This is a genomic window from Capnocytophaga sp. oral taxon 903, from assembly GCF_013394785.1.
Classification (GTDB): domain Bacteria; phylum Bacteroidota; class Bacteroidia; order Flavobacteriales; family Flavobacteriaceae; genus Capnocytophaga; species Capnocytophaga ochracea.
On record NZ_JABXYW010000002.1, the window covers coordinates 2,369,680 to 2,388,081 of the forward strand.

Below are 18,402 nucleotides of genomic sequence, written 5' to 3' on the forward strand. Positions count from 1 at the left end.
TATTATGGATACATTTTTAAAGGAATTAGAAAGTCTAAATGCTCCTCAACGCGCTGCCGTGCTTCAAAAAGATGGACCTATCATCGTGATAGCAGGAGCAGGCTCTGGTAAAACTCGCGTGCTTACTTATCGCATAGCCAACTTGATGCGAGAAGGAGTAGATGCTTTCAATATCCTTGCTCTTACCTTTACTAATAAGGCTGCCAACGAAATGAAAAAGCGTATTGCTAGTCTTGTAGGCAACAACGAAGCAAAGAACCTATGGATGGGTACATTCCACTCTGTTTTTGCTAAAATCTTGCGCATCGAAGCCGATAAATTGGGATATCCTCAAAATTTCACTATATATGACACTCAAGATTCCCAACGTCTTATTAATGGCATCATTAAAGAGATGGAGTTGGACAAGGATATCTATAAGTATAAACGAATACAATCGCGTATTTCTTCCTTTAAAAACAGTCTTATTACCGTGAGAGCCTATTTTAATAATCCTGAACTAATGGAAGCTGATGCAATGGCAAGGCAACCACGTTTAGGAGAAATTTATCAAGAATATGTAGATAGGTGTTTTAAAGCAGGAGCAATGGATTTTGACGATTTACTGCTGAAAACAAATGAACTCCTTAATCTATATCCTGATGTATTGGCAAAATATCAAAATAGGTTTAGGTATATTCTCGTAGATGAGTATCAAGATACCAATCACTCTCAATATCTTATCGTGAAGGCTTTGGCAGACCGTTTTCACAACATTTGTGTAGTAGGAGATGATGCGCAAAGTATTTATGCTTTTAGGGGAGCAAACATCAATAATATTCTCAATTTCAAAAATGATTATCCAGAAGCAAAAGAATATAAGTTAGAGCAAAATTATCGTTCTACAAAAAATATTGTGGAAGCAGCTAATAGCGTGATAGAACACAATAAAATACGATTGGAAAAGGTAGTTTTCACCGAAAATGAATTAGGAGAACCTATTAAAGTTCATAGAAGTCCTACTGATGCTGATGAAGGTCGTTTTGTGGCGAGCTCTATCTTTGAAAACAAGATGCAATACCAGCTCCCTAATGGTAATTTTGCGGTGCTTTATCGTACTAATTCACAATCGCGTGCTATTGAAGATGCTCTTAGAAAACGTGATATTCCATACCGCATCTATGGCGGATTGTCATTCTACCAACGCAAGGAAATCAAAGATATGCTTGCTTATTTAAGACTTATCATCAATCCAAATGATGAGGAGGCTTTGGTGCGCATTATCAATTTTCCTGCACGAGGCATTGGTGAAACTACAATGGAAAAGCTTACTTTGGCAGCAAATCATTATAAGAAGTCTATCTTCGAGATAATGTATAACATCAATAAACTTCCAGAATTGCACATCAACACTACTACAAAGCAAAAACTTACTGATTTTGTGGTAATGATTCTTAACTTTCAAGCTCTCAATCAAAAAGCAAATGCTTTTGAAGTTGCCGAGCAAGTAGCAAAGAAAACAGGGCTTTTGCAAGAGTTTAAAAAAGATGGTACACCCGAGGGTATAGCCAAAATGGAAAACATCGAAGAGATGCTTAATGGTATGAAAGATTTTGTAGAAGGACAAGAAGATGTAGCAGATAGCAGGGCAAGTCTTTCAGAATATTTAGAAGATGTTGCTTTGGCTACTGATATGGATAAAGAGATAGGCGATGATGACCGTGTAGCTCTGATGACTATTCACTTGGCAAAAGGATTGGAGTTTCCGTATGTATACGTGGTAGGGATGGAAGAAGATTTGTTCCCTTCGGCAATGAGCATACAATCACGTAATGATTTGGAAGAAGAAAGAAGGTTATTTTATGTAGCACTCACCCGTGCTGAGAAACAAGCCTATTTAACTTATGCAGAAAACCGTTATCGTTGGGGAAAACTTTCTGATGCCGAGCCAAGTAGATTTATCGAAGAAATAGATGAACGTTATTTGCAGTATCTTACACCTTCTATTTCTAATCCTAATTATCGATATAAACCACTTATTGATAGGGATATTTTTGGTGAAGTAGATAAAAGTAAACTACGTTTGCAGAAACCTATAAGTGGAATACCTCCTCATAAAAACGCCCCAACAGGAGAAGAACAACAAAAACTCAGGAAGCTAAAACCTGTAAATGCTTTGTATAATTCTAATAGTAATAATAAAAATACTTATAACGGACTGGATATAGGAACAGTAGTTTATCACGAACGTTTCGGTCGTGGTAAAGTAATTTCATTGGAGGGAACAGGAAATGATAAAAAGGCACAAATAAACTTTGAAACAGGAGGTTTAAAAAATATATTATTACGCTTTGCTAAACTAACTATTATTGATAGTTTAAACGAAGATTTATAACCCGCTACCTATCGTCATTTCAAATTAAAGAGCCTTATACCTATTTTAAACTGAGGTACGAATTCTTCACTGAGAGGCTCACCCGATAACAAGAGGTTTTCTATAACTTTATAGAAAACCTCTTTTATTTGTTATAATTCACCCAAATAGCTGTACCTCCTCCTTTGCGGTCGTAAATAGACTTAATACTTCCCCAAGAGAAAATGCGTTCCTTGCCTATATGTGCTGTAAGCCATTGGTCATAGTATTTTTCAGTCTGCAATTCGTATACTTCACTCCAATCGTCCCACGAGGTTTGTTTTTCATTCTTCATTGCAAAACCTAAGAATTTTAGCTGTTCTCCTTCAAAACAAAGCGACACATTAAATAACTTCCCTTCAAAAGAACAATCGCTGAAATACAACCAATAATAGCCTGTCCCTACGTCCCATACTTCGTTATTAGGAAAACGTTCTCTAAGAATTGCAAAAGTAGTATCAGCAGTGATGGTCTCTCCTTTTATAAGGAGAAAATCGCCGTTTTTAATATTTATAAAAGAATCTAAAGTTTTCATATAGAACGCTGTTTACTGAGTACAAAGATATAATTTTTTGTTAATATTTTCAATACCCACAGAAAAATTAGTACCTTTGCCTCTCTAATATATATCAAATATGAATATAGCCATAGTGTGTTACCCTACCTTTGGGGGGAGTGGTGTTGTAGCTACCGAACTCGGGATTGCCTTAGCTCGCAAAGGTCATCAGGTGCACTTTATCACGTATAGTTACCCCGTGCGTTTAGACTTCTTGGAGATGAACATTCACTTTCACGAAGTGCACGTAGAAGAATACCCCTTGTTTCACTACCAGCCTTACGAACTAGCATTGTCTAGCAAAATGGCTTATGTGATAAAAACCTATCACATAGATATTTTGCACGTGCATTATGCCATTCCGCACGCTTATGCAGGTTATATGGCTAAACAAATGCTCAAACGGGAAGGAATAGAAGTGCCTATGGTAACAACCCTTCACGGCACCGACATTACCCTTGTGGGCAACCACCCTACTTACAAAGAGGCAGTCACGTTTAGCATTAACGAATCGGATATTGTAACTTCAGTGTCCGAGAGTTTGAAGCAAGATACTCTAAGGCTTTTCCGTATAGATAAAGATATTAAAGTAATTCCTAACTTCACAAATATTAAAAAATCCAAAGAATCTTCTCCTTGCAAACGCACTGTAATGGCAAAGCCTGAGGAACTTATCGTTACACACATTAGTAATTTTAGGAAGGTAAAACGCATAGACGATGTGGTGAGAATTTTTTATGGCATTCAGCAGAAACTTCCTGCTAAGCTCATAATGGTAGGTGACGGACCTGAGCGCGAGATAGCCGACCAGCTCTGCAAGGATTTAGGCATCAAGAGCAAAGTGCTGTTTTTAGGTAATACTTCTGATATAGACCGCATTTTGTGTTTCACCGATTTATTCTTACTCCCTTCTGCCTCTGAGAGCTTTGGACTTTCGGCATTAGAAGCAATGGCAGCAGGCGTTCCGGTAGTATCGAGCAATACCGGAGGACTTCCAGAAGTGAATGAAGAGGGCGTATCGGGCTATCTGTGCCCCATAGGCGATGTAAAAGCAATGGCTGAGAAGGCTATTTACATACTTGAAGACAAAGCCCGATTGGCACAATTTAAACAGAATGCCCGCAAAGTAGCTGAACGTTTTGACGAGGATAAAATAGTGCCAATGTATGAAGCTCTTTACTATAGTGCTATCGGCAATGAATAGGCAAAGTACTTTTGCGTTTTTTCTGTTAAAGATAGTTAAAACACCAATTTTTCTTCAAAATAAGACAGTAAAATGTTTTTTAGCTCCAAATTTATAAAGTACTGAAAAACAGTACAACTAAACATTATCGTATCTTATAGGTAACTTATAGGAAACTCGAAGCTAAAGCGAAGGAAAGACGAACAAAAGACGAAGGAAAGACGAAGGAATGAGCTTACTATACTGAATATCAGAGGGAGATAAGACGATTTTAAAATATTGAATAAATTAAGGGTAAAACCTTAATTTTAACAGAAAAAATGCAACAGTAGCAATTCAGAGGTTTATGTTATATCATTTCGTTGTAAGGGACGCAAGTATCAAAACCTTTGGAGGCAAAATAAGCGGGGGTATCTTCGGTTTCGGAAATGGCTAATACAAAATCACCACCCCAAGCGCCCAAACTCTTCACTGTGCCGTTGAAATCAGAAAAAAGGCGTTCTTTAACGGTGGGCATATTCAAGTAGTTGCTAATGAGGGTTTCGTGTTCGTTTAATATCTGACAAACATCGGTTATGGTGTGCGCTAAAACAAACTGTTCAGTAAGGTGAGTAATGCTCTCAGCAAGTTTGCGTTTACTTTTAGTTACTGACCGATAACGCGCAATTCCGTCCTTGCTATTTTGTTTCTGATTGAGATAAACGAAGTAGATTTGATGTGTATGAGGAAAAAGAAAGCGCAAAGGGTAACTATGTGGTTTGCCTCCTTCCAACTTATACAACAATGGAGTATTGCTTTTGGCACAAGCGATATCGTAACCACTGCCACCAAAACTCTTAAAAAGCAGTTCGTATGGATTTACGGCTGCCCACTGCGCTATATTGTTGATGAGTGTAGACGAAGTGCCTAAGCCCCACAAACGAGGGAACTCTAAATGAGTTTGCACCTGAGAGTGTAGCCATTTATCTTTGAAATTGGGGTTGAGGTGAGTAGCCGTAGTGAGAATTTTTTGCAATGTTTGTGCTATTTGTTGGTCGGTTTCAGTAGTGAGTGTCGCACTGTCGAACCACAAATCACCGTTGGCATCAAAGGCTTGCCATCGGTTTTCGTTTGCTCCCTCTATTACCTTCAACGTCTGTCCTTTTTGGGTGGGTAAAGCAAAAGCGAGCGCCCCGTCGAGCACTGCATATTCGCCCGTAATGAGCAATTTACCATTACTATGAAAAGAATAAGTTTGTGTTACTCCCATATTTTTTATATCTTTGCACTCTGAAAGGACAAAAGTAATAATTATTTACAGATAAAAAATAGAACAATGAAAAAAATAAAACAACTTTTATGCGTGTTTGCCCTCGCATTTCCGTTTGTTGCAGTGGCACAATCTATGCAAATAAGAATTACCACTACCAGCGGAGATGAAGAAAGTTTCAGGAGCGCTGAGGAGCTTATGAAGACTAACTTTGCTAAGCTAAAAGAAGTTAGAATTTATAGCAATTCAAGTAATGAAGTACAAATAAACGAGTTTTTGTTAAAAAAACTTTTCAGTGAAGCACAGCAATTGGAAGTATTGGAAATAAAGGAAGTGGGGATAGCTTCATTTCCTGAGCTAAGTGTTGAAAATAAAACACTAAAAGTATTGGTGTTACGCCTCAACAACCTAAGCAAATTACCTGAGAACATCGGCAGTCTTTCGGCTTTGCAAACTATAGATATCTATAACCCGATTACCGAAGTGCCTGCCTCACTTATGAACTTAAAACAGTTAGAAAATTTGAAGTTTGAAGGAGCTGAATTTACAGATTTCCCAGAGCAAGTGTTTGCTTTACCTAAGTTGAAATCACTTATCATCAGTCAGTTTGACACGAAGAACAAAATAAAAGTACTTCCTGATAACTTCGACAAGTTGCCATTACTTGAAGAACTATCGTTGCGCAATGCTGCGCTTAGCGAAGTACCTGCCTCAGTAGGACGTTTGCCAAAGTTAGAAAACGTATACTTCAATGCGAACAACCTCACTAAATTACCACAAGCATTGGCTGAAAATCCACGATTAACTTACGTGAATATCAATGACAATCCGCTTGATTTCAAACAATTTATAAAATCGATAGAGAAAATACAGTGGAAGGGTGTTTTGTACATCAACAACCGTAATTTCACTACTCAGCAATACGAAGAAGTAGAAAAACGCTTGCCCAGAATAAGCGTATTCTACACTCAGAGAGAAGAATAAGTACCTTAAAATGTATTTCATTTTATGAAAGAAAAACCCATAAAAGTAGGAATTTCCATTGGTGATATGAACGGTATAGGGCTTGAAATTATCCTAAAAACCTTTGAAGACCACCAAATATTGGAATTGTGTACGCCTATTATTTTTGCTTCGAACAAGTTAGTTTCTTTTCAGAAGAAACATTTCAATACCACTGCCAATTTTCAAGGAATTGAGAGTGTGGAAGCTGCTATTGACGGCAAGCTAAATGTGCTAAACTGCTGGAAAGAAACACCTACGGTTACCTTCGGACAAGAAACCGAAGAAGGTGGCAAATATGCCTTTTTATCATTACAAGCTGCGGTGGAAGCGTTAAAAAACAACAGTATTGATGTGCTGGTAACTGCTCCTATCAATAAAAACAACATACAGTCGGACGCGTTTCACTTTCCCGGTCACACCGATTATTTGGCACAAGAGCTCAACGGTACTAGCCTGATGTTTATGGTGAGCGAAGACCTGAAAGTGGGTTTACTTACTGACCACGTACCTTTGAAAGAGGTTTCTTCTCTTATTACAGAAGCCTTGATTATGGAGAAAGCGCGCTTGATGAACGAATCACTCATTAAGGACTTCCGCTTACAACGCCCTAAAATAGCCGTATTGGGCATTAATCCACATTGCGGAGATAAAGGCGTGATAGGTAGCGAAGATGACGAAGTGTTACGCCCAGCCTTGAAAAAGCTGTATTTCGATGAGAATATATTGGTATTTGGACCTTTTGCTGCCGATAGTTTCTTCGGTTCACAAACCTACCGGAACTACGATGCGGTATTAGCACCTTACCACGACCAAGGGCTTATCGCGTTCAAAACCATTGCCTTTGGTAGTGGTGTGAACTATACAGCAGGACTTAGCAAAGTACGTACTTCGCCCGACCACGGTACGGCTTACGAAATAGCAGGCAAGGGCATTGCCGACCCTGAGTCGTTCCGTCACGCTATTTTCACTGCTTTAGATGTGTTTAGAAACCGTGAGGAATACGCTGAACTGACCAAGAATCCGCTAAAAGTGCGTTCTTTAGAAATGGATAAAGACAAATAATTACGATATGAATATCAAAAAATTAGGAGCGATAGACATAGGATCGAACGGGGTGAGATTGCTCATCTCGAACGTATTGGAAGAGCCTAACGAAGCTCCGAAATTTACCAAAGCCAGCTTGGTGCGCGTGCCTATCCGTTTGGGAGCTGACGTGTTTTTAGACGGACTCATCTCAGAAGAAAACACCGATAGATTGGCAGACACGATGCAAGCGTTCAGTTTGCTGATGAAAGTAAACCAAGTGGAAAAGTATCGTGCTTGTGCGACCTCGGCAATGCGAGAATCTACCAATGGACAACAAGTAGCCGATGAGGTATACAAACGTACAGGAGTGCGCATAGATATTATAGATGGCGCCGAAGAGGCGAGCATTATTGCTTCTACCGATATTTCAAGTTTAATACAAAAAGATAAAGATTACCTATACATAGACGTAGGCGGGGGTAGTACTGAGTTTACGGTCTTCTCCAAGGGGAAGGTAAAAAAGTCGCGTTCGTTCCCCATAGGTACAGTGCGTTTATTAGACAACAAAGTAAGCAATAAAACGTGGGAAGAAGTGGAGCACTGGATAAAAAAGCATACGAAAGACTGTGAGCATATAGAAGCCATTGGTTCAGGAGGAAATATCAACAAGATACACAAGAACTCCAACAGCAGAGAAGGAGAACCACTGAGCTATCAGTACCTCACCGATTACCATAACTATGTATCGGGATTTACTTACGATGAACGCATCAGGCTCTTAGGCTTTAATCCCGACCGCGCCGACGTAATTTTGTATGCACTTACAGTGTTCATCAATGCGATGAAATGGTCAGGAGCAGAAATTGTACACGTACCCCGTATTGGTCTTGCCGACGGGATTGTAAGGAGCATTTATAATGAAGAATAAGTGGTTTAAATTTTAATAGTTTGTAATAAAAAGTGAAAGAGCTTAATACATCATTCGTATTAAGCTCTTTCTTTTTACAATGAAAGTTAAACTAAACTCGGAAATTATTGCTTGGTAGAGGATAAGTACCCTCTACTAAAATACTACTATCTACATCTTGGAGGTTACGATGACCTGAAAAAGCCATAGTAGTATCCATTTCGTCATATAATATTTGCAAAGCACGTGTTACGCCTTCTTCGCCATAAGCACCGAGCCCATATACAGGAGCACGACCAAGCATAATACCTTTGGCTCCTAACGCCCACGCTTTGAGCATATTTTGCCCTGTATAGAAACCAGAGTCTATCCATACTTCGGTTTGGCTACCTACGGCGCTTACAATATCGGGGAGTGCTTTGATAGTGGAAATAGTATCGTCCATTTGGCGACCACCGTGGTTAGACACAATAATCGCATCGGCACCATATTTCACAGCTTCGATAGCATCTTCAGGAGTCATAATACCCTTTAAGATGATAGGTCCCCCCCACAATTCTTTAATTTCGGCGATATCTTTCCAACTAAGACTTGGGTCGAACTGCTCTTTTGTCCAAGAGGAAAGTGAAGAGAGGTCGGATACGCTTTTCGCGTGACCTGCAATATTGCGGAATGTCCAACGGCGATTGCCAAACACATAGCGCAACCCCCAAGGAATTTTAGTAGAGAGGTTAATCATATTAGGGATAGTGAACTTAGGCGGGGTGGAAAGTCCATTCTTGATATCGCGATGACGATTGCCGAGCACCTGCAAATCTACGGTTATCATTAAAGCAGAGCATTTAGCATCTTTAGCGCGACGAATAAGGTCTTTCATAAAATCGCGGTCGCGCATTACATACAACTGAAACCAAAAGGGCTCTACTCCTGCTTCTACCAAATCTTCGATAGAGCAAATAGACATCGTAGAAAGCGTAAAGGGGATTCCAAATTTTTGAGCGGCTTTTGCCATATGGATTTCACCATCAGCCCACATCATTCCCATAAAGCCAACAGGAGCCGTCATAGCGGGAAACTTTACCTTTTGCCCTAAAAGAGTACTTTCGAGGGTACGGTTATCCATATCCACTAATATGCGTTGACGGAATTTAATAGGATTAAAATCGGAAACATTTTCTCTGTAAGTTGATTCAGTCCAAGAGCCGGTGTCTACATACTCATAGAACATCTTAGGGACGTTGCGTTTACACACCACACGCAAGTCCTCAATGTTTGTCATTTTAGTTAAATCTCTCATTTGGATAAGTTTTTTAAATTGATAATCTTAATACTTTTAAAGAAATAGATATTGTTTTCTTTTTCTAATTTGGTCGCAAATATAAACAATAATTTTGATTTAGCAACTTTTTCTTTTGAAAAAGTAAATTTGCAATCAAAAAAATATTGCAAATAATCCGACAGACTACAAATGAGAACCTCTTTGAAGCACGATAGAACTTTCAATTTGTGAATTGACAATTATTTTCTATCTTTGCACCTTTAATTATTAGTTCGTTGTCTCTCGGTACAGACAACTCACAACTCATCACTAAAAACTAAACACTAAGAAACAAATGAAGAACATACGTAATTTCTGCATTATTGCACATATCGACCACGGAAAGAGTACCTTAGCCGACCGTTTGCTCGACTTTACCCAAACCGTAACCGAACGCGAAAAACAAGACCAATTGCTCGACAATATGGACTTGGAGCGCGAGCGCGGTATTACTATCAAGAGCCACGCAATACAAATGGAATATGTGTACAAAGGCGAAACGTATATCCTCAACCTTATCGATACCCCCGGTCACGTGGATTTCTCTTACGAAGTATCGCGTTCCATCGCTGCTTGCGAGGGGGCGCTCCTGATCGTAGATGCTGCGCAAAGCATACAAGCACAGACGATTTCTAACCTCTACTTAGCTCTCGAAAACGACCTTGAAATCATTCCCGTACTCAACAAAATAGACCTACCCAGCGCTAATCCCGAAGAGGTGAAAGACGACATTGTAGACCTATTAGGTTGTTCGCCCGATGAGATTATCCCTGCCAGTGGTAAAACAGGGTTGGGCGTAGAGGCGATTTTGGAGGCTATTATAGAGCGTATTCCTGCCCCTACTGGCGACCCTAAGGCACCACTACAAGCGTTGATATTCGACTCGGTATACAACTCTTTTCGCGGGGTGGAGACTTACTTCCGGGTGATGAACGGTGAGATACGCAAAGGACAGAAAATCAAATTTATGTCCAACGGCAAAATCTATGATGCGGACGAGGTGGGTACGCTCAAACTCAACCAAGTGCCCAAGCAGGTAATTAGTACTGGCGATGTGGGGTACCTTATCACTGGTATTAAGGACGCGCGTGAGGTGAAGGTAGGTGATACCATTACCTCAGCAGTAGACGGTTGTACAGAAGCTATTGACGGCTTCGAGAACGTGAAACCAATGGTATTTGCAGGAATTTATCCGGTAGACACCGAAGATTACGAAGAGCTACGCGCCTCAATGGAAAAACTCCAACTGAACGATGCCTCGCTGGTATTTACCCCCGAAAGTTCTGCCGCTTTGGGCTTTGGCTTCCGCTGTGGATTCTTAGGGATGTTGCACTTAGAAATCGTGCAAGAGCGTTTGGAACGCGAGTTTGGTATGACCGTGATTACCACCGTGCCCAACGTAAGTTACCACGCCTTTACCAAGAAAGAACCTGAAAAAGCGATTATCGTAAATAACCCTTCTGACCTTCCTGACCCGTCGAAATTAGACCGTGTGGAAGAGCCGTATATCAAGGCGAGCATCATCACCAAATCGGATTTTATTGGTCAGGTGATGTCGCTATGTATTGAAAAACGCGGACAGATAACCAACCAGCACTACCTCACCCCTGAGCGTGTAGAGCTGAACTTTGATATGCCTCTTGCCGAAATTGTATTCGACTTCTACGACCGACTTAAAACAGTGAGCAAGGGGTATGCCTCATTCGACTATTCGCCTATTGGGATGCGCGCTTCTAACCTTGTGAAGGTGGATATCCTTATCAACTCACAATCGGTAGACGCCCTCTCTGCCCTTATCCACGCCGATAATGCTTACAACATAGGCAAGAAGATGTGTGAGAAACTGCGCGAACTCATACCGCGCCAGCAGTTTGACATTCCTATTCAGGCAGCTATTGGGGCTAAAATCATCTCGCGCGAGACCATTAAAGCCCTCCGCAAAGACGTTACCGCCAAGTGTTACGGAGGTGATATCTCACGTAAACGTAAACTCTTAGAAAAACAGAAAGCCGGTAAAAAACGTATGCGCCAAGTGGGGAATGTAGAGATACCACAGAGTGCGTTTATGGCGGTGTTGAAGCTGAATGATTGACCGTAGCACGGTCAGGCGGTTACTTTGATAAAGAGTTAAGAATAAAATCTAACAAATGAAAGTATGAACACAGACAAACCAAAGAATACAAAGAGTATTGAAAACATAACATATATAGAAAATGTAAGTCAGTTTTTAGAACTGATAAGGAATATAGGGAATACAGAAGATGAAAAAACTTTATTCTATAGAGGACACTCTGATATAATTTATGAATTAAAACCTTATGTTTATCGAGAAGAAAAGTTTATTATAAATGAGCATAACATTTATAGAGATGTGATTTCTAAAGTACCTTATGATTTTAGTGGCAAGAGTGCTATAGAGTCATTAGCATTAATGCAACATTATGGTGCCCCTACACGATTATTAGACTTAACGACCAATGCTTTAGTAGCTTTGTATTTTGCTTGTGAAAAATCTAAAAAATTTAAAAGAGAAATAGATAAGAAAGGGAACCCTAAATTCAATAAGGAAAGAAAGCCTCTTTATAAAGAAGATAATATAGATGGAGAGGTTATAATCCTTAATATTCCTAACGAAAATATTCGCTACTTTGATAGTGATAGAATTGCTGTTTTAGCTAATCTTGCTAAATGCAAAGAAGATTTTTTCTACAGAAATGACGATTACTCTCATCTCAAAAACTATAGAGATGAAGTTAAAAAAATAAAAGAAAAAGAATATATAGAATCTTGTGATAGTAAATTAGAAGAGTCATTAGATTCGATAGACAATTACATAACAGATAAAAATTTCTATCTATATCCAAATGAAATAAAAGAATGTATCAATAATATAATAAGAGATAAATTCCAGTCCTCTTGTGATGAAGAAAAAAAACAATTAATATACATTTTACTTAAAAAACTTGAGAAGAAAACAGAAGATTTCTTATGGGAAGAAAGAGAGCATATTAATGAAAAATTTTTTGGGGAACTATTGCACTTCATAAAAGAAGATAAATCTTATTTTCAGAACATAATTAATCCTGATGATGTAGGAAGTGTTTTCGCAATTAAGCCTAAGTTAGACAACCCACGTATAATAAGACAACAAGGAACATTTTTAATCTTTGGAATTGAAAAAACTCATTTAACAATAGACCCTAAAGAAAAGCCTTTAAAGAAAATGGCAAAAGTTCCTTCTGAATGGGTAATAAGAGGAAAAGTAGAAATTGAAGAAAACGAATTTGATAACTTAGGAACAGATACTTCTTCTAAGTCTGATAAGCAGGTAGAGGTCAAAGAGAGATTAATAATTAAAAGTTTAGATAAGGAACAGATTATAAAAGAATTAGATAAATTAGGAATAAATGAAAGCTCTTTATTCCCTGAAATAGATAAAGTAGCTGATTATATTAAAGAAAAGTATACTCAAAAGTAATCTTTCTTGTAAAATAATGAATATGAAAAACTACATTATAGAATTTGAGAATTACGAAGATTTCACACTTGGTGACTTTATTGAAGTAATCAAAAAAATAGAAGGAATTTCTTTAAATGAATTGAAGGTTAAAGACTTAACTTATTGTAATGACGAGTTTATTGAAGGAGGATGTGGAGTATATATTTTTAAAGAAAAAGAGGATATTATTTTGGTAGGAAAAGCTGAAACAGTTTCTTTTACTGAAAGGATAGCTAAGCATTTTGATTTGAGAACAAATGCATGGTTTAATAGATTGCTATATGTCATTTCTATGAAGAAATTAGGTTTTGGAGCAAAAGATGAAAAAGGTTATAGAGAGGCTTCAAAATATGTCTTTAATAATTGTTCTCTTGTATTAATTAATATAAAAAATAATCCTAATGCTCAAAAGCCTTCTAAAATTAGTATATTAGAAAACGTGCTGAGAGGTTCTGCAAACCCACTTAATAAGTTCAAAAATAAAACTTTTGATACTAATAAGAAGTTGAAAGATATATTAGGATGTTAATTGATTTTTCAGAGTTAAATAGCAAAGTTAAAGATTAATTCATAAGATTAAAAAAATTACATAAATATTTTTAGAAATGAGAATTATTAAAAGAAATAAGCATTATACTTCTATTGGTAGCTCTCTATTAGAGAAAAATAAAAATAAAAAAAATATCAATCAACAAAAAAATGATTGGGCTCTAATAAGTCTTATCTCTGTACCTATTTTTATATTTATAGGTTTTATATATTTAACTTCTTTTTTAGGTGAGTTTGGTATTTCTTATGAAATGTATTTTAAGATCAGTGATTGCATAAATTTCTTTTATATAAAATCACTATTATATTATTTTCTAATATCATTTGTAATACTTTTTTGCACTCCATTTTTAGCTTTTCTTATTCAGATGGGCAAGAATAATGTAAGGAATAAAATAAATATTATAAGGGCAGTCTTATTAATACTTATTCTTTTATTTAGCTTGTTTATTTTATACAAGTCTAATTTTCTATCATTGCAAAGTACAGGAATAATAGCCCTAGTTATTGTATTTATTGTTATAATATGGTTCTTTTTAGATAGTACTTTTGCTATTATAATAGGAATAGCTATTTTTTCTGTCTCTTCATATATGATAGGAATAGAAGAGGCAAAAGAGGTTAAAAAAAGACGAAAAACATTTAATATAGTATTAAAAAATAATGATACTATTTTAAGAGATAATGACCCTAATAGATATTTCATCTATAAAACAACAGATTTTATATTTCTCATACAGGAAGATACTATAAAACAAGAAAAGAATGGCGTTGAGAAATATTATTTTAGAAGAAAATATATAACTAAACCAGTTTCTGAAATACAAGAAATATCTTCTGTTACTGATACCACACTATTATTATAATCACTTTTAATAAACATACACTTAACAAAATCATACACTATGGACTTTTTAATAGGAAAACCACTATCGGATACTATCTATGATACCCTTTTTAAGGCAGAAAAGGAGCTTATCATCATTTCGCCTTATATTCAGCTAGGGGATTACCTCAAAGACAATGTTTTTAAACAGCTTTTAAACAACACCAAACTGCATATACTCATTGGGTTTGGCAAAAGTACTTCTAATGGAGAAGAAAATTGTAAGCGTGAAGATATTGAGTACTTCTTGGGCTTCCCGAATATCACAATGGTGTATATTCCACAGTTACACGGACAATATTATGCCAACGAAAAGCAATCGGTGATTACCTCTATGAACCTTTTGGATTACTCGTTGGAAAATAAGGTAGAGTTTGGTGTACTCTCCGAAAAAGCCCTCACCGACCTTGTAAACAAAAACAATTTCTTCGAGACTTCCAAAAACACCATTATGAGTGTACTCGACAGCGGTTACACTATCTTTGCCAAACGCCCTAACTACAACAAGAAGTTTTTAGGTCTGGCGAAAGACTATGCAGGCTCTACCGTGCATTTGGATTTGGTAGACGATGTATTGTCTAACAGAGAGGTGAAGCCTATTCGCTACTCCTCTTTTGTACCCGAAAACTACGTAAATGCCGAGAACAGACCACTCGTAGAGCGCGAGCCTACCCCTGAAAGAGCTGTGGAAACCGAAACACCTCAGGAAAATGCGGTACAAGAAGAGAAAAAAGGGCACTGTATCCGTTGTAATACTGCTATTCCTTTTGACCCTTCGAAGCCTTTATGCGACAGCTGTTATGAAGGGTGGGTGAAGTTCGGCAACCGTTTCTACGAAGAGAAGTACTGCCATTGCTGTGGTGAGGAGAAGAAAGTAACAGTAGCGACACCTTTGTGTTATAATTGTTTTTCAAAACAATTGTAAGCAAGGGAGACAGATATTTATTTTTTGGATATGAATAATTTTTAATACTTTTGCACATCTAAAAACGAAAGTAAACTTTATGGAAGAAATTAGATATGACGAGGATAGTATCCGCTCTTTGGACTGGCAAGAACACATTCGCACACGCCCTGGTATGTATATCGGGAAGCTGGGCGATGGCTCTTCAGCCGACGACGGTATTTATATCCTTCTCAAAGAGGTCATCGATAACTGTATAGATGAGTTCGTAATGGGAGCTGGTAAGACCATCGACGTAAAAATCACCGATAATCAAGTAGAAGTACGCGACTATGGGCGCGGTATCCCCTTAGGAAAGGTAGTAGATGTAGTATCGAAAATGAATACGGGGGGTAAGTACGACTCCCGAGCTTTTAAGAAATCTATCGGACTCAATGGGGTGGGTACAAAAGCTGTGAATGCCCTTTCTACCTACTTCAAAGTGGAATCGGTGCGCGATGGTCAGTCTAAATCGGCTATTTTTGAGAGAGGTCTGCTAAAAGAAGAAGGCGCTATCGAGGAAAGCCAGAAAAGGCGCGGTACCAGCGTAGCTTTTATTCCAGACGATACTATCTTTAAGAACTTCAAGTTCCGCAATGAGTATGTGGTGCGTATGCTCAAAAACTACGTATACCTCAACCCAGGGCTTACTATCAACTACAATGGTGAAAAGTACTATTCTGAAAACGGACTCAAAGACCTCCTCACCGAAAACAACAATGAAGAGGATTTTCTTTACCCTATCATTCACCTTAGAGGTGAAGATATTGAGATTGCTATATCTCACAGCAAAACTCAGTACAGCGAGGAGTATTACTCTTTTGTAAACGGTCAGAACACTACACAAGGGGGTACACACCTCAACGCTTTCAAAGAGGCTTATGTAAAGACCATTCGCGACTTCTACAAAAAAAACTATGATGCCTCCGATGTGCGTAAGTCTATCATCGCGGGTCTCTCAATCAAAGTGATGGAACCTGTGTTTGAGAGTCAGACGAAAACCAAGCTCGGTTCTACCGAAATGGGAGAAGGAATGCCTTCTGTACGCACCTATATCAATGATTTCATCAGTCGCCACTTAGATGATTTCCTACATAAAAACCCTGAGATATCCGATGCGCTACAACGGAAGATTATGCAGGCACAACGCGAACGTGAAGACTTGGCAGGTATTCGCAAATTAGCTAAAGAAAGAGCTAAAAAAGCAAGCTTACACAATCGTAAACTACGCGACTGTCGCGTGCACCTCACCGATACCAAAGACGAGCGTGCCCTACAAAGTACCTTGTTCATTACTGAGGGAGATTCAGCTTCGGGCTCTATTACCAAATCGCGTGATGTAACCACACAAGCCGTTTTCTCACTACGTGGTAAACCTTTGAATACCTACGGAATGAGTAAAAAAATAGTGTATGAAAATGAAGAGTTCAACCTATTACAAGCCGCCCTAAATATTGAAGACTCTATGGACGACCTTCGCTACAATAACATCGTGGTAGCCACTGATGCCGATGTAGACGGTATGCACATTCGTCTTTTGCTTATCACTTTCTTTTTGCAGTTCTTCCCCGAAATCATCAAAGAAGGGCATTTATATATCCTGCAAACACCTCTGTTCCGTGTACGCAACAAAACACAAAAAATATATTGTTACAGCGAAGAAGAAAAGGAAGCAGCCATAGACAAGTTAAAGGGCAAGCCTGAAATTACTCGTTTTAAAGGATTGGGAGAAATCTCCCCCGATGAGTTTAAAGATTTTATAGGAGAAGATATACGCTTAGACCCTGTAATGATGGACAAAACTATCCATACCGAACAGCTCTTGGAGTTCTATATGGGCAAAAATACTCCTGACCGTCAAGAGTTTATCATCAATAATCTAAAAGTAGAAATTGATAACTTCGAGCAATGAAGATAACAGCTCAAATAAAAGAACCTATCCGTGAAGAAATGGAACTTTTTGAACAGAAGTTCCGTAGCTCGATGTCGTCTAAGGTTGCCTTACTGAATCGTATTACCTACTATATTGTAAATCGCAAAGGCAAGCAAATGCGACCAATGTTTGTGTTCTTGGTAGCCAAGATGGTATCGGGAGGTAAGGTGAGCGAACGCACCTATCGGGGAGCATCGGTAATAGAGCTCATACACACTGCTACCCTTGTACACGATGATGTAGTGGACGACAGCAACAAACGCCGAGGGTTCTTCTCAATCAATGCCTTATGGAAAAACAAAATAGCTGTATTGGTAGGTGATTACCTACTTTCTAAAGGCTTACTACTCTCTATAGACAATGGTGATTTCGACTTATTGCGCATTATCTCGGTAGCCGTACGTGAAATGAGTGAAGGCGAACTTTTGCAGATAGAAAAAGCTCGTCGGTTAGACATTGTAGAAGAGGTGTACTACGAGATTATCCGTCAGAAAACCGCGACGCTTATAGCCGCTTGTTGTGCGATGGGAGCTTGTTCGGTACAGCCAGAACAGACCGAACTGATAGAGAAAATGCGACTCTTTGGCGAATACATAGGAATGGCTTTCCAAATAAAAGACGACCTCTTTGATTATACCGAAGACGCAATTGGCAAACCTACGGGTATAGATATTAAAGAACAAAAAATGACCCTACCACTTATTTATGTACTCAATACTTGTTCCGAAGAAGAAAAACAATGGCTTATCAATTCGGTAAAAAAATACAACAAAGACAAAAAACGCGTAAAGGAAGTAATTGAATTTGTAAAGAATCATAAAGGGCTAGAATACGCTACGACTAAAATGAAAGAGTTCCAACAAAAAGCCCTAAATATATTGGATGAATTCCCAACCTCACCTTATAAAGAATCCTTAACCCTAATGGTAAATTACGTGATTGATAGGAAAATTTAA

At 38.2% G+C, this 18,402-nt stretch carries 15 protein-coding genes; 12 read left to right on the forward strand and 3 right to left on the reverse strand.

Going from position 1 to position 18,402, the window contains the following annotated elements:
• Positions 1–4: 4 nt before the first annotated feature.
• Positions 5–2,374, forward strand: a complete 2,370-nt coding sequence (locus HW279_RS09910; protein ID WP_053580703.1) for an ATP-dependent helicase — start codon at positions 5–7, stop codon at positions 2,372–2,374.
• Between the two features lie 124 nt (positions 2,375–2,498).
• On the opposite strand, the gene HW279_RS09915 is transcribed toward HW279_RS09910, so the two are convergent.
• Positions 2,499–2,927 carry a hypothetical protein gene (locus HW279_RS09915; protein WP_178958849.1) on the reverse strand — a complete coding sequence of 143 codons (429 nt, stop codon included), beginning with the start codon at positions 2,925–2,927 and terminating at the stop codon, positions 2,499–2,501.
• Positions 2,928–3,027: 100 nt separating this feature from the next.
• Between HW279_RS09915 and bshA the strand changes: the two genes are divergently transcribed.
• Complete coding sequence (gene bshA / locus HW279_RS09920; RefSeq protein ID WP_178958851.1) at positions 3,028–4,152, forward strand: N-acetyl-alpha-D-glucosaminyl L-malate synthase BshA; 1,125 nt, start codon at positions 3,028–3,030, stop codon at positions 4,150–4,152.
• Positions 4,153–4,480: 328 nt separating this feature from the next.
• Here bshA and HW279_RS09925 read toward each other — a convergent pair whose 3' ends face one another.
• Positions 4,481–5,380 carry a GYDIA family GHMP kinase gene (locus tag HW279_RS09925; RefSeq protein ID WP_178958853.1) on the reverse strand — a complete coding sequence of 300 codons (900 nt, stop codon included), beginning with the start codon at positions 5,378–5,380 and terminating at the stop codon, positions 4,481–4,483.
• A gap of 66 nt (positions 5,381–5,446) precedes the next feature.
• Here HW279_RS09925 and HW279_RS09930 point away from each other — a divergent pair, with 66 nt between their 5' ends.
• From HW279_RS09930 to HW279_RS09940, 3 genes are read left to right on the forward strand one after another with little or no spacing between them, the layout of a single operon-like run.
• Positions 5,447–6,364, forward strand: coding sequence for a leucine-rich repeat domain-containing protein (locus tag HW279_RS09930; protein WP_178958855.1), 918 nt, complete (start codon positions 5,447–5,449; stop codon positions 6,362–6,364).
• Between the two features lie 24 nt (positions 6,365–6,388).
• Positions 6,389–7,447, forward strand: coding sequence for a 4-hydroxythreonine-4-phosphate dehydrogenase PdxA (pdxA, locus tag HW279_RS09935; RefSeq protein ID WP_178958857.1), 1,059 nt, complete (start codon positions 6,389–6,391; stop codon positions 7,445–7,447).
• A gap of 7 nt (positions 7,448–7,454) precedes the next feature.
• Complete coding sequence (locus tag HW279_RS09940) at positions 7,455–8,339, forward strand: Ppx/GppA phosphatase family protein (protein WP_048748042.1); 885 nt, start codon at positions 7,455–7,457, stop codon at positions 8,337–8,339.
• A 91-nt stretch (positions 8,340–8,430) separates the two neighbouring features.
• Here the strand turns inward: HW279_RS09940 and HW279_RS09945 are convergent, their stop codons facing one another.
• Positions 8,431–9,615: an alpha-hydroxy acid oxidase gene (locus HW279_RS09945; RefSeq protein WP_009417310.1), complete on the reverse strand. Its 1,185-nt coding sequence runs from the start codon at positions 9,613–9,615 to the stop codon at positions 8,431–8,433.
• Positions 9,616–9,931: 316 nt separating this feature from the next.
• Between HW279_RS09945 and lepA the strand changes: the two genes are divergently transcribed.
• The 7 genes from lepA (at position 9,932) to HW279_RS09980 (ending at position 18,402) form a co-directional block, all read left to right on the forward strand.
• Complete coding sequence (lepA, locus tag HW279_RS09950) at positions 9,932–11,728, forward strand: translation elongation factor 4 (RefSeq protein WP_178958859.1); 1,797 nt, start codon at positions 9,932–9,934, stop codon at positions 11,726–11,728.
• Between the two features lie 63 nt (positions 11,729–11,791).
• Positions 11,792–13,114, forward strand: coding sequence for an FRG domain-containing protein (locus HW279_RS09955; RefSeq protein WP_178958861.1), 1,323 nt, complete (start codon positions 11,792–11,794; stop codon positions 13,112–13,114).
• 22 nt (positions 13,115–13,136) lie between these two features.
• Positions 13,137–13,664, forward strand: a complete 528-nt coding sequence (locus tag HW279_RS09960; protein WP_178958863.1) for a hypothetical protein — start codon at positions 13,137–13,139, stop codon at positions 13,662–13,664.
• A 76-nt stretch (positions 13,665–13,740) separates the two neighbouring features.
• Entirely contained in the window at positions 13,741–14,550 is an 810-nt protein-coding gene (locus HW279_RS09965) for a hypothetical protein (protein ID WP_178958865.1), read from the forward strand.
• 39 nt (positions 14,551–14,589) lie between these two features.
• A complete protein-coding gene (locus HW279_RS09970) occupies positions 14,590–15,495 on the forward strand; it encodes a hypothetical protein (protein ID WP_178958867.1) in 906 nt (301 codons plus the stop codon).
• A 79-nt stretch (positions 15,496–15,574) separates the two neighbouring features.
• Positions 15,575–17,425, forward strand: a complete 1,851-nt coding sequence (locus HW279_RS09975) for a DNA topoisomerase IV subunit B (RefSeq protein WP_178958869.1) — start codon at positions 15,575–15,577, stop codon at positions 17,423–17,425.
• Entirely contained in the window at positions 17,422–18,402 is a 981-nt protein-coding gene (locus tag HW279_RS09980) for a polyprenyl synthetase family protein (RefSeq protein ID WP_178958871.1), read from the forward strand. Before HW279_RS09975 ends, HW279_RS09980 begins: the two co-directional genes overlap by 4 nt.

What these genes read in the sequence shown, in the direction of transcription:
- lepA (WP_178958859.1), top strand. Translation starts at nt 9,932, where the DNA reads ATGAAGAACATACGTAATTTCTGCATTATTGCACATATCGACCACGGA.
- HW279_RS09915 (WP_178958849.1), bottom strand. Translation starts at nt 2,927, where the DNA reads ATGAAAACTTTAGATTCTTTTATAAATATTAAAAACGGCGATTTTCTC.
- HW279_RS09975 (WP_178958869.1), top strand. Translation starts at nt 15,575, where the DNA reads ATGGAAGAAATTAGATATGACGAGGATAGTATCCGCTCTTTGGACTGG.
- HW279_RS09910 (WP_053580703.1), top strand. Translation starts at nt 5, where the DNA reads ATGGATACATTTTTAAAGGAATTAGAAAGTCTAAATGCTCCTCAACGC.
- pdxA (WP_178958857.1), top strand. Translation starts at nt 6,389, where the DNA reads ATGAAAGAAAAACCCATAAAAGTAGGAATTTCCATTGGTGATATGAAC.
- HW279_RS09960 (WP_178958863.1), top strand. Translation starts at nt 13,137, where the DNA reads ATGAAAAACTACATTATAGAATTTGAGAATTACGAAGATTTCACACTT.
- HW279_RS09955 (WP_178958861.1), top strand. Translation starts at nt 11,792, where the DNA reads ATGAACACAGACAAACCAAAGAATACAAAGAGTATTGAAAACATAACA.
- HW279_RS09940 (WP_048748042.1), top strand. Translation starts at nt 7,455, where the DNA reads ATGAATATCAAAAAATTAGGAGCGATAGACATAGGATCGAACGGGGTG.
- HW279_RS09965 (WP_178958865.1), top strand. Translation starts at nt 13,741, where the DNA reads ATGAGAATTATTAAAAGAAATAAGCATTATACTTCTATTGGTAGCTCT.
- HW279_RS09925 (WP_178958853.1), bottom strand. Translation starts at nt 5,380, where the DNA reads ATGGGAGTAACACAAACTTATTCTTTTCATAGTAATGGTAAATTGCTC.
- bshA (WP_178958851.1), top strand. Translation starts at nt 3,028, where the DNA reads ATGAATATAGCCATAGTGTGTTACCCTACCTTTGGGGGGAGTGGTGTT.
- HW279_RS09980 (WP_178958871.1), top strand. Translation starts at nt 17,422, where the DNA reads ATGAAGATAACAGCTCAAATAAAAGAACCTATCCGTGAAGAAATGGAA.
- HW279_RS09945 (WP_009417310.1), bottom strand. Translation starts at nt 9,615, where the DNA reads ATGAGAGATTTAACTAAAATGACAAACATTGAGGACTTGCGTGTGGTG.
- HW279_RS09930 (WP_178958855.1), top strand. Translation starts at nt 5,447, where the DNA reads ATGAAAAAAATAAAACAACTTTTATGCGTGTTTGCCCTCGCATTTCCG.
- HW279_RS09970 (WP_178958867.1), top strand. Translation starts at nt 14,590, where the DNA reads ATGGACTTTTTAATAGGAAAACCACTATCGGATACTATCTATGATACC.